The sequence below is a fragment of the Lactobacillus sp. VURO6/B1 (VP7) genome (genome assembly GCF_058139575.1).
Window position 1 is genome coordinate 98,346 of sequence record NZ_JBVOWJ010000009.1, and the last position, 11,359, is coordinate 109,704.

An 11,359-nucleotide genomic window follows, 5' to 3' on the forward strand; every position below is an offset into this window, starting at 1 on the left:
AAAGAACTAATATAACTAGTATATAACTTATTTAGTATAAAAATCCATTTTATTCAAAATTATTTCCCAGGTAATAAAAAAAGCAAATCTGGATAGATTTGCTTTAACAGCTTACCACATACCAATTAGTTTCATCCAGGCTAATCCGATTATGCCATAAACTAAGATATAGAAGATACCGAATATAAAACTAAGTTTCCACCATTCATTTTGCTTAACATATCCTGAAGAAGCTAAAACAGAAGCGGCAGGGCTGGAATAGTGAGTTGTGGAACCCATAATTGCTGAAAATAGCGCTAAAAACTGTGCTGCCAGTAATTTTGGTGCTCCTGCTGAGATGGCTACGGTTAAAAGTGGCAGATACATTGCTGAATTATGAGCTGTGGCACTTGCAAACAAGTAATGGGTGTAGAATAAAACAAGTGCTAAAACTACTAGAACTAATAGCCAGTTGAGACCCTTCATTGCACTGGAAATACTAGTTGATATCCAACCTATTAAACCGAATTGAGTTAGTTTTTCAGCCATGAATACTAAAATAGATAACCAGATCAGAATGTTCCAAGCTCCGGTTTCACTTAGCAAGTCTTTTGGTGCTAATACACCTGTGAGTAGTAAAAGTGAAACGGAAATAAATGCAATTAATGTAGCATCTATTCCTAGAGTACTGGAAAGCATCCAGAGTACTAAAGTAATTGCAAAAATAACTGCCATTAATTTTTCAGACAAAGTAAGTTTACCCATTTTTGCCAGTTCACCATCAGCCCACTCTTTAGCGTTAGGAGTTTCCTTGATTTCTGGCGGATAAAGCTTATAAACAAAATATGGTACAACAAGTAAGCAAATTGCTGCAGGAACAATGCTGGCCATTAGCCATGGCATCCAGCTAAGAGTTACACCTGCTTTACCAGCAAGTGCAACAGCGATTAAGTTGGGTGCGCAAGCAGTCATAAATAATGATGAAGTAATAATGTTAACTTGAAATTCCGTAAAAGTTAGATATGCCCCCATCTTTTTACGTGATGGGTCATTGGGCTTAGAGTCAAATGTATTTGCTAATGATTGAATTAATGGATATACTACGCCACCTGCTCTAGCACCGTTTGAAGGAGTTGCAGGAGAAACTATTAAGTCAATAGCACCAATAGCATAGCCTAAGCCTAAGGATTTATGACCAAACCATTTAACAAAATATAAAGCAATTCTCTGACCTAAGCCGGTTTTTACAATACCACGTGAAATCATAAAAGCCATAACGATTAGCCAAGCAGATGAATTAGAGAATGCGTCAATGGCACCTTTTGCAACAACTTTACCGTTAACAACTTTGTCGGCAAGGGGTGCAAGCCCAAGGCAAATTGTAAGAGTAAAGCCTATTAAAGTCACACCGCTAATAGCTATTGGTAACGTAATACAACCAATGATAGTTCCAATAAATATTGCCAGCATATGCCAGGCTTGAACTGATACTCCTGCAGGACGAATTGGGGTTGTAAACCAGATAATAAGACCAAACAATAGTGGCAATATAAATTTTTTATAATCTATCGTCTTCATAAAAGACTCCCTTCTAAATAAAAAAGCAAATATATTAGGCGAATAAACACCCTTATATTTGCTTAGTTTAACATATTATTCTTTTAAAACAATTAGTAAGTTTAAAAATTCAATACCCATAAGAACACGATGAATACGAAGAAAAGTATCCACATCATTGGTGTAACTTCTTTTATTCGCTTAGCAGCAACCATACAAATAGGATATGTTATTAGTCCTAGGGCTAAACCGTCTGAAATTGAATAAGTTAAAGGCATACCAATTAAAATTAAGAAAGCGGGAACTGCAATTTCCATTTTATCCCACTGAATATGAGCTGTATTTTGAGCCATCAAAACCCCGACTATAATTAAAGCTGGAGCGGTGACGTGAGTAGTAAATAGTCCTAAGAGTGGACTGAATATCATTGAAATTAAAAAGAAAATTGCTACAAAGACTGCAGTTAGACCTGTTCTGCCGCCAACAGCAATACCAGCACTAGATTCGACAAATGCACCAACTGGTGAAGTTCCTAAGACTGAGCCAACCATCATAGCCGTGGAGTCTGAAGCCAGTGCTTTACCTACCCGGGGCATCTTATTGTCTTTCATAAAACCGGCTTGTTGGGCTAAGCCAATTAAAGTACCTGCAGTATCAAAGAATGTTACTAAAAGAAAAGTAAGAACAACAACCCACATTTGTAAAGTATTGATGTCTTTAACATGAAAAATTGCTTGACCAAATGATGGAGCGATACTTGGTGCAACAGAAATTATTTTAGTTGGTAAAGAAATTTGCCCTGTGATTACACCAAAAATGGCTGCTAAAACCATTCCAATAAAGATAGCACCTGGTACATTTAAGATCATTAAAATAACGGTAACAATTAAGCCAAAGATAGTAATCCAAACAGCTGGATCATGAAGTGATCCTAAACCAACTAAAGTTGATTTATTTGCTACGATCAAGCCACCATCTTGCATTCCCAAGAAAGCGATGAACAAACCAATTCCGGAAGAAATGGCAAATTTTAGATCGGAAGGAATGGCGTTAATTATCATCTCTCGTAGCTTAAACATAGTAATTAAAATAAAGATGATAGATGCTACGAAAACAGCAGCTAAGGCTGTTTCCCATGAAACATGCATGCCTATGCAAACTGTATAAGCAAAAAACGCATTGATACCCAGGGCAGGAGCTTCTCCAATAGGGTAATTGGCAACAATTCCCATAATTGCGGTACCCAGAGCACTAGCTAAAGCAGTGGCTGTAAAAACTGCACCTTTATTCATGCCACTGGCTCCCAGAACACTAGGATTAACGAATAAAATGTATGACATACTGATAAAAGTTGTTAATCCAGCTAGAAATTCGATTTTAACACTGGTTTTATATTTATCGAGTTGAAAATAACTCTTTATAAAGTTCATCTAACCTCTCCCAAAATTATTGTTCGCGTTTTATATCAAAATCAACGCCTACAATAGTTTATCATTCATTTAAAACAATGTAAACCCGAATTATATTAGCGAAAAAGCCATAGAATAACTATAATTTTTAACTAAGTACATTCGGCTAAGAATTGACCAACTAATGCTTTAATCGGTAAAATGAACATAGGTCAGTAGTAGATTATGCATACTGTTAGGAGAAAAAATGGGAATACTAATTTTTTCGGATATAGATGGCACATTAATTAACTCAAAGCAAGAAGTAACACCGAAGACTAAACTTGCTATTCGTAAACAAATTATTAAAGGCAATGTGTTTGTACCAGTTTCTGCACGTATGCCTAAAGCAATTATGTCGGTTGTGGGAGAAATTACCAAATCATGTCCAATGGTAGCCTACAATGGTGCTTTGGTTTTAGATGAAATGGGTCATATCCTTGATTCGCATTTTATGTCTTCTTCAAAAGCTGCCAAAATATGTTCTTATATCGAACGTAAAAATAATGGCGTTGTGTGGAATGTCTATAGTAACGACAACTGGTATTATTTCCCAGGTAATAATAATGGTTTGGTTGAAAATGAGGAGAAAATTGTTAAATTTAAAGCTCAACCTAGCTCGATTACTGAAATAGAGCAACTCAAAAATGTACATAAAATTTTGCTCATGGGAACGCCAAGCCTATTAGATGCTACTCAAAAAGAACTAAGGCTGCTTTATCCAGAACTCTATATAGTAAAATCTGCTGCAAATCTATTAGAGGTCGTTGTTAAACGAGTTTCTAAAGGTCAAGGAGCAAAAGTAATAGCCCAGGCCTTTGGTATAGAACTAAAAAAGTGCTGGGCTTTTGGGGATAATTATAATGATGAAAAAATGCTTCAATCAGTTGGCCATCCTGTAATAATGGGGAATGCACCGCAAGATTTAAAAAAGAAATTTAAAACTACTTTAGATAACAATCACGATGGAATAGCTGCAATACTTGACAATTTAAATTAATCTTTTTTAGTTTGAAGTAAAGGAGAGTCGGCTTTGTTGCCAAACCATTTGTGATTAATCTTTGTTAAAGTGCCATTTTTTGCCAGCTTTTCTAAGGCGTAATTAATCTTCTTATGCATTGTTAAGTCGCTTTTTCTCATGCCTACGCCAAATTCTTCTTTAGGGAATGGACTGTCAATTTCGGTAAAATTTTCCGGGTGTTTTTGCCGAGAAATATAATAATTCGCATATGTGCTGTCTATCAGCAAACCTTGGATACGGCCTGCATTTAGGTCTATAAATGCATTAGTGAAGGAATCATAGAGAATCGGGTCTTGATTTTTAATATGATTTTTAAAAACTTTCGGATATATCATTACGTCATTATAGCCGGAAGAGCCGGTTTGAACGCCCAAAGTCTTATTTTTCATTGCGGCAATGGCATTAATTTTGTTCTTTTTAAGACTTACTAATACTTGAGAAGTATATAGGTAAGTCTTACTAAAACTTACCTTAGCTTCACGCTCGGGATTTTTGCTAAAACCATTCCATATAAGGTCAATTGTGCCGTTTTTTAATTCGGTAGTATTCATGGACCAGTCAATTGTTTGAAAACTGACGTTAATACCATATTGTTTAAAAACAGCATTTGCGAGATCAACGTCGTAACCAATTAACTGACCATTTTTTTGCCTAAAGTCCATGGGCACAAAAGTATCATCTACACCAACTGTAACGTAGCCACGTTGCTTGATATGAGACCAGTTGTCAACTGCGTTAGCTTTTCTATTAACTGATATGCCACTGCAGGCAGAGATAAATAAAGTACAGATGAGCGTTATTATGAGGGTTAAGAGGCGCTTTGTTTTCACTTATATTACCTTCTTATCATCTAATGCTTTTACTTTGAATACCTGATCGGCCACTTGGCTGGCAAATTCCATGTCATGAGTGACAATAATTTGCGTCATGTTGTTATTATTTTTAAGCTTTAAAATTATTTCTCCGACTTTTGTTCTTAAAGCAGGATCTAAAGCAGAAGTGGGTTCGTCATAACATAGAATATGGGGTTCCATTGCTAGAGCACGTACAATAGCTACTCTTTGTTGCTGACCTCCAGAAAGCTGATAGGGATAGAGCTGTTCTTTACCCGTTAAATCTAGTTGTCCAAGTAACTTTCGCGCACGGGTTTGTGCTTGATCTGCACTTTCTTTTAAAACTAGTGTTGGTGCCAAGGTAATATTTTCGATTACAGTTAAATTGGGAAAAAGTTCATAGCTTTGAAAAACGACTCCGATAATATGACTTTTACTATCAGGAGCGGCCGGATCAAACTTTTGCCCATCCCACAAAAAATCACCGGAATCAATTTTTTCTAAACCACTTAAGCAGCGCAACAAAGTAGTTTTGCCTGCTCCAGATGGTCCTACAATGGCTAAAATTTGTCTGTCAGGAATAGTTAAGTTTAACTTGTTTAAAATCGTACGAGAGCCAAATTTTTTAGTAATGTTTTTAAGTTCTAGCATAGTATTATTTCCCCTAATTTACTTCCACTTTGCAAAATTGTGTTCAATTTTTTTCAGCAAAAATGATGCGATACCTGTCATTAATAGATATATTATACCGACTATCACTAAAGGAATTAGCGTTACATCTCTTGCTGTAGCAACATTGCCAGCACGTAAGAGTTCACCCAACCCAATTACATAGACTAAAGAAGTATCTTTAACTAAGTTGATCACTTCATTGCCAATTGAAGGTATAACTATTTTGCTGACCTGAGGAATAATAATATGGGTCAGTGTTTGCCAGTAATTTAATCTTAAAACGCGAGCACTTTCGTATTGACCTACAGGGATTGATTGAAAGCCACCACGGAATATCTCAGCAAAATATGCCGTATAGTTTAAAATAAAGGCGAAAAGTGCTGCATCATAGCGCTCAAAAATGATGCCGACTATAGGCAAACCATAGAAAATAAAAATTAATTGCAGCAGAAGAGGAGTACCCCGCATAATCCAAATGTAAAATTTTAAGATTAATCTTAAGGGCTTAAAATGCGAAAGCAAGCCTAGGCTGACTATAATTCCCAAGGGAATAGAAACAATCAAAGTCCAAAAGAATAAAATTAATGTCATCTTTGCACCTGAAATTAAAGAGGGCATAATTGAAAGGATATAGTTCATTTTTTCTCCTTTTTACTGAAATTAATTTGATTAGAGAGGCTAATAGGGCAACTCTTTTGATACTAGCTAAATTATATAAATTGATTAAAAAAATATGTGAAAAAATATATGTTTTAATCATAACATAGTTTTCGAAATTTTATTTAAACAATATGGAAATTTGTAACTTGCTGATAGTTAATTTTGATAAACATTACATGAAAAAAGCCACTAGCTGTAGCTAATGGCTCTTTAAAATGGTTTATGGTTGCTCAATTTGAATATCTGTTGGTTTATCCCAAGAGTTAGGTAATTTACCCATTTCTTTTAGCTTGGCAACGATTTGATCAAGTACAACTTCTCTAGCATGGTCATCAGTCATGAAGTCTAGCTTGTCACCATCTATTTCCATTTTAGGAGAGTAATCGTATTTTTCATACCAGGGTTTGTAGTAACGCAAAAGTCTCTTATAATAATCTTCCAGCGTCGCGTCATAACTCAGCTGTTCGTATGGTCGACCACGTTTTTGAATCCTTTTAATCATAGTGTCATATGAAACCTTAATATGAACCAGAAGATCAGGATTTTTCTTTGGCATGTGCTTAAGTTCGCCCATCATATTATTGAGCAGTTCATAATATGTATCAACTTCTTCTTTGGTAGCCCGACCAATGTCTGCATTCATTTGGAAGAAAAGGGCATCTTCATAAATTGAACGATCAAGAACGTTATTATCATCAGTTAATGCATCCTTGATACTACGAAAACGAGTATTTAGGAAAAATACCTGAAGTAAGAATGCATACTTTTTAGGATCGGCATAAAAAAGTGGCAGAACAGGATTGTTATCGACACTCTCATAAAATGGTTTGGTTCCTAAATACTTAGCTAATATACTGGTTAAACTGGATTTACCGGCTCCAATTGGCCCGCTTAAAACAATAACTGTCATCACGTTCCTTCTCTATTCTAAATTGCCTATTGCGTGCAATTTGTCATCAATCTGACGTAAAACTTCTTTTTTGGCATCTTCATCGCAGATAAAATCGTATTTATCCCCGTCGATTTTAATCTTAGGAGATGCATCATAATTTTCATACCATGGTTCATAATACTTAATTAACCTGGCATAGTAGTCTTTTAAACTAGGATCAGTACTGATTTGTTCAAATGAACGTCCACGTTTTTTAATGCGTTTAAGCATAGTATTCAGGGAAACATGAATGTAGATTAGTAAATCGGGTTTTTTGCTAGGATTGCCCGGCGTGTCTTCCATCATATTTTCTAGCAAACTATCATATATTTTAAATTCAGTAGGGTCTGCCACTTTACTATCTGCATTCATTTTGAAAAAGAGTGCGTCTTCATAAATCGAACGGTCTGAAACACTGTTTTTCTCTCGGATTGCCTGGTTGATTTGTGCTAAACGATGGTTAAGCAGATAGATATTAAGCAAAAAAGTATAGCGTTTCATGTCTTGGTAATATAAAGGAAGAACAGGATTATTATCTACTCCCTCGTAAAAAGCTTGTGTACCTAAGTGCTCAGCTAAAATACTAGTTAAACTGGATTTACCGGCTCCAATTGGCCCACTTAAAACAATAACTTGGATCACGTTCTTTCATAAATACAATATATAGATTCTTATTTAGTTTAATACGAGATATAGTGGTATACAAGCAAAAAGTAAATTAAAATTTTAATCAAAAAGTCAAGTAATTTTGTATAATACAGAATAAAAAATTAAGTATTCAAGTAAATAATTTAATGCCAAAATTAGATGTTACACGTGAAACCAAAAAATCTGACTGATAAATCTTAATTAATTATTTGGCAGAGGATTGATGCCGATATTATTCGGTGTTAAGCCCTTTATGCTGTACTTTGATTCTTTCGATTCTGTGATAAATAAAGTAGTCAATAATTGCTCGTTTTGATTGCATTAAGTATGATAAGCGATTTTGCAATTATAGAACGAATTATTTTGTTTTTTAAAGGCTCGAAAAAGTTGCAGTTGATATTTATATACTGTTGCGATGGGAAAAATTCTAAGAATAAAAATTAAAAATAAATTGTTTTAATGTTAAAAAAGATATAAGATAGCAAGTAAATTATAAAATTATTAGTAAATCACGGAAATAAGAGCGCATAACTGATATCTTGAAAAGATTTTTATCTTTAGATAGTACGACTCGTACTGTGAGTAGCAGTGACGAACTTTTTGAAGAAGTAATGCAAATATATCTTATTTATTAAGCCAAATTCATTTTAGTATTAGCTTTTAAAACAGGCATTTAATTAGGAGATAGATAATGGAAAATTCTCTAACAAAATTTTCGCTTTGGACTTACGTTAAACGTAATTCAGGTATGTATGTCATTCTGGCCATTTTCTATTTCGGGCGGAATTTGGCACAAACTGCTGCCAGCATTTTTAAAGGTAATGCACTTACTGCTTTGACTCAGCATAATTTAAAGGGCTTTATGATTGATACAGGTTTAAACTTGCTAAGTTGGGGCTTTTTTCTGATTTTCTTTTTTTGTAGTTCACGGTATTCCGCTGTAATCATCAAGGCTGTCGATAATTCCATTAGGAACGCATTGGCCCATATAATTGGTCGTCAAGAGTATGAAGACTTCAACAAACACACGGAAGCTGACTATGTTTCTTGGTTTACTAACGATATTAACCAAATTAATCAAGATGGCTTTTTCAGTTTAGAGCAAACATTTAGCAGTGCACTCTTAGGCATTATTGCCAGTGTCATCCTGTTTTCTTACCATCCACTCTTATTTGTAACCACTTTGGTTTTTGCTGTTGTTATGATTTTATTTCCCCGTCTTTTTAAGAAAAAGTTGGAAGAGTTGTCGCAAAAACAAAGCAGGCAAAATGAAGTATTAACGGCAAAAATAACTGATGTTCTTGAGGGTTTTGTCAATCTGCTCACACTTGGTCAGCAAAAATTGCTCAATAAAATAGTTCTTGCGGCATCAGATAAGACTGGACAGGCTCGGGTTAATTACATTACGGAAATGTCCTTTTCTAATGCACTGATTAACCTGATTAGTGTATCTGCTCAAACTATTTTAACTGTTGAATCCGGATATCTGGCCTTTCACAATCAGATTCCAATTGGTGCTATTTTAATTGTTGGTTCAATGTCTGGGAATGTCTTTGGCAGCTTGACAGAAATCAGTATTGATCTAACTTCAATTCGGGCAGTTCAGCCTATTTTTGACAAATATAATAAACTAGCTAATGTGCAGAAGAAGACAGGGGACAAGGATGTTGCTCCTTTGACCCAGCAAATTGCATTTAGCAATCTTTCATTCAGCTATCCCAATAATGACAGACCTATTTTAACAAATGTTGTCGGCAGCATTAAACGAGGCGAACGCGTGGCCATTGTTGGTCCGTCTGGTTGTGGCAAGTCAACCCTGGTAAAATTAATCGGTGGTTTGTTAACAGATTACCAAGGTTCACTTACTTGGGATAATGATGAATACAACGAACTTAATTTTAGTTCGCTGCACAAGCAGATTGCTTACATTGACCAGTCTGCCTATATTTTTGACGGCAGTCTACGCTATAACATCACTTTAGATCGGAAGACAACTGACAAAGAAGTTAATGCTGTAATTACGCGCGCTGGTCTCGAAGAGTTTGTTGCTGACAGTGCCAACGGTCTTGACACTGTTTTAAAACACGCCGGTAACAACATTTCGGGTGGACAAAAGCAACGAATTGCACTGGCACGGCAATTGCTGGGTAATCCGCAAGTTATCTTAGCCGATGAAATTACTTCAGCAATAGATGAAAAAGATGGCCAGAAAATTGAACAAAGTCTGCTTGATTTGGACAACGTCACTTTAGTCTATATTTCCCATCACTTGCGACCTGAAATTAAAAAGCAGTTTGATCAAGTAATAGAATTGGGATGATAGAATAATACTTCTTTTATCAACCAATTAAATAAGCTGTGAAACCCTAATCTTTTAGATTAGGGGCATAGTGTTTTTTGCAGATACGGTCAATGCAGATACTCTTAAATGCAAATGCAGCTATTACCTAAAATTCTGCAGAAATAAGCGGTAAAATTGATTGTTTCTTAGGAAATATAATATTTCCACGCACCGCCTTTTAAATGGAATGATAAAAATGAATGATGAACAATTTTTTAAATTAAGAAAGATGCTAGATCTTTTTAAAAAACAAGCTCCGACAGCTATTATTGAAGAGAATGTAAATAGCATTGAAAATTATAAGGCAGAATCTGCTGATGAGTATAATAGAGCAAAAAGATATCTTGGCGAAAATAATAACTCGTTTAAATTTTTTCATGTAAGTGTGGCTTCAGCAAAAGATTTCTTGTGTTTATTGAACTTGCTGGGTGCAATACATGCAAATTTTAATATACGTTCAAAGCCTTTTATAATAGAAGGAGAAGAAAGCAGTAAGTCGCTAAAAAAAGAGAACGACTATTTAACAATTGGATGGAATGTTTTTCAAACTATGAATTTATAATAGTTGATTTTGATGAAACTGCTTTAGACCAGGATCAATATTACGGTTAATTTCATTAATTCATAAAAGGCAGTAGAGTTATGAAATGACCCCCAAATTTAGGACAAATTTGGAGGCTATTTTTATGACTAAATTATCTAAACAAGATAAAATTAAAATCTATCATCTTTGGTATGATTATCAAATTGGTTCTACTGAAATAAGTCAGCTTTATCGGGTTGGCAGGTCTAATATTGATTATATTTGTTGACTTTGATTGACCATCACGGTCTAGCTATTTTAGACCAGCCTTTTACTATTTCATACAAGTAATTTTAAGGAGCAAGCTTTCAAGGTATGATCAAACCTGACCTGATTAAGCGCAGCTTCAGTGGGTTTTATCCCAATCACAAATATGACAGAGTTCAAGCAAAGACCATGGCATTAGTCAATCACTGTCACGCAAGGGCAATTGGCTTGATGATGGTAATGGCAGGCTACTTCGGGATACTCAAACAAGAAGTGTTTTATGGATTTGTAGAGCAGTTTAAGAATCTCACTGAACTGGAAGATGCGATTAGAGACTACATTGAGTATTAAATTAGCAAAGAATCAAAATCAAACTAAAAGGACTAACTCCGATTGAATATCGGCTCTATAATTTATCCTGTTGATGACTTATCCATGTGGTAAGCTGTTAATAGGTTTTTTATTGCATAAAAAAGGAG

The 11,359-nt window shown here is 35.0% G+C and carries 11 protein-coding genes and 1 pseudogene; 5 read left to right on the top strand and 7 right to left on the bottom strand.

Annotated features, from left to right (window positions below; translation table 11 throughout):
* Positions 1-111: 111 nt before the first annotated feature.
* A complete protein-coding gene (locus tag ACZ2M0_RS06475; protein ID WP_490058923.1) occupies positions 112-1,557 on the bottom strand; it encodes a DASS family sodium-coupled anion symporter in 1,446 nt (481 codons plus the stop codon).
* A gap of 101 nt (positions 1,558-1,658) precedes the next feature.
* A complete protein-coding gene (locus ACZ2M0_RS06480) occupies positions 1,659-2,966 on the bottom strand; it encodes an NCS2 family permease (RefSeq protein WP_046332855.1) in 1,308 nt (435 codons plus the stop codon).
* Positions 2,967-3,192: 226 nt separating this feature from the next.
* Between ACZ2M0_RS06480 and ACZ2M0_RS06485 the strand changes: the two genes are divergently transcribed.
* Positions 3,193-3,984: a Cof-type HAD-IIB family hydrolase gene (locus ACZ2M0_RS06485; RefSeq protein ID WP_490058924.1), complete on the top strand. Its 792-nt coding sequence runs from the start codon at positions 3,193-3,195 to the stop codon at positions 3,982-3,984.
* Here ACZ2M0_RS06485 and ACZ2M0_RS06490 read toward each other — a convergent pair.
* From ACZ2M0_RS06490 to ACZ2M0_RS06510, 5 genes are all read right to left on the bottom strand, one after another.
* Entirely contained in the window at positions 3,981-4,835 is an 855-nt protein-coding gene (locus tag ACZ2M0_RS06490) for an amino acid ABC transporter substrate-binding protein (protein ID WP_490058925.1), read from the bottom strand. The genes ACZ2M0_RS06485 and ACZ2M0_RS06490 overlap by 4 nt on opposite strands.
* Positions 4,836-5,489 (bottom strand): amino acid ABC transporter ATP-binding protein, encoded by a 654-nt coding sequence (locus ACZ2M0_RS06495; RefSeq protein ID WP_490058926.1) that lies wholly within the window; start codon positions 5,487-5,489, stop codon positions 4,836-4,838.
* A gap of 18 nt (positions 5,490-5,507) precedes the next feature.
* The gene (locus ACZ2M0_RS06500; protein ID WP_462985157.1) at positions 5,508-6,149 is read right to left on the bottom strand and encodes an amino acid ABC transporter permease; all 642 of its coding nucleotides are present in this window, start codon (positions 6,147-6,149) and stop codon (positions 5,508-5,510) included.
* 241 nt (positions 6,150-6,390) lie between these two features.
* A complete protein-coding gene (locus ACZ2M0_RS06505) occupies positions 6,391-7,080 on the bottom strand; it encodes a deoxynucleoside kinase (RefSeq protein ID WP_109586950.1) in 690 nt (229 codons plus the stop codon).
* Positions 7,081-7,092: 12 nt separating this feature from the next.
* Positions 7,093-7,743, bottom strand: a complete 651-nt coding sequence (locus ACZ2M0_RS06510) for a deoxynucleoside kinase (RefSeq protein WP_306268991.1) — start codon at positions 7,741-7,743, stop codon at positions 7,093-7,095.
* Between the two features lie 697 nt (positions 7,744-8,440).
* Here ACZ2M0_RS06510 and ACZ2M0_RS06515 point away from each other — a divergent pair.
* The 4 genes and pseudogenes from ACZ2M0_RS06515 to ACZ2M0_RS06530 form a co-directional block, all read left to right on the top strand.
* Complete coding sequence (locus tag ACZ2M0_RS06515) at positions 8,441-10,069, top strand: ABC transporter ATP-binding protein (RefSeq protein WP_490058927.1); 1,629 nt, start codon at positions 8,441-8,443, stop codon at positions 10,067-10,069.
* Positions 10,070-10,286: 217 nt separating this feature from the next.
* Positions 10,287-10,652 carry a hypothetical protein gene (locus ACZ2M0_RS06520; protein ID WP_490058928.1) on the top strand — a complete coding sequence of 122 codons (366 nt, stop codon included), beginning with the start codon at positions 10,287-10,289 and terminating at the stop codon, positions 10,650-10,652.
* 124 nt (positions 10,653-10,776) lie between these two features.
* Positions 10,777-10,902, top strand: coding sequence for a hypothetical protein (locus ACZ2M0_RS06525; protein ID WP_490058929.1), 126 nt, complete (start codon positions 10,777-10,779; stop codon positions 10,900-10,902).
* A gap of 169 nt (positions 10,903-11,071) precedes the next feature.
* A pseudogene (locus tag ACZ2M0_RS06530) lies at positions 11,072-11,233 on the top strand (IS3 family transposase); the annotation flags it as partial.
* Positions 11,234-11,359 lie beyond the last annotated feature (126 nt).

Bases quoted from the DNA above. Each gene is read 5' to 3' on its own strand.
- ACZ2M0_RS06475 (WP_490058923.1), bottom strand. From the start codon at position 1,557: ATGAAGACGATAGATTATAAAAAATTTATATTGCCACTATTGTTTGGT.
- ACZ2M0_RS06480 (WP_046332855.1), bottom strand. From the start codon at position 2,966: ATGAACTTTATAAAGAGTTATTTTCAACTCGATAAATATAAAACCAGT.
- ACZ2M0_RS06485 (WP_490058924.1), top strand. From the start codon at position 3,193: ATGGGAATACTAATTTTTTCGGATATAGATGGCACATTAATTAACTCA.
- ACZ2M0_RS06495 (WP_490058926.1), bottom strand. From the start codon at position 5,489: ATGCTAGAACTTAAAAACATTACTAAAAAATTTGGCTCTCGTACGATT.
- ACZ2M0_RS06500 (WP_462985157.1), bottom strand. From the start codon at position 6,149: ATGAACTATATCCTTTCAATTATGCCCTCTTTAATTTCAGGTGCAAAG.
- ACZ2M0_RS06505 (WP_109586950.1), bottom strand. From the start codon at position 7,080: ATGACAGTTATTGTTTTAAGCGGGCCAATTGGAGCCGGTAAATCCAGT.
- ACZ2M0_RS06515 (WP_490058927.1), top strand. From the start codon at position 8,441: ATGGAAAATTCTCTAACAAAATTTTCGCTTTGGACTTACGTTAAACGT.
- ACZ2M0_RS06520 (WP_490058928.1), top strand. From the start codon at position 10,287: ATGAATGATGAACAATTTTTTAAATTAAGAAAGATGCTAGATCTTTTT.
- ACZ2M0_RS06525 (WP_490058929.1), top strand. From the start codon at position 10,777: ATGACTAAATTATCTAAACAAGATAAAATTAAAATCTATCATCTTTGG.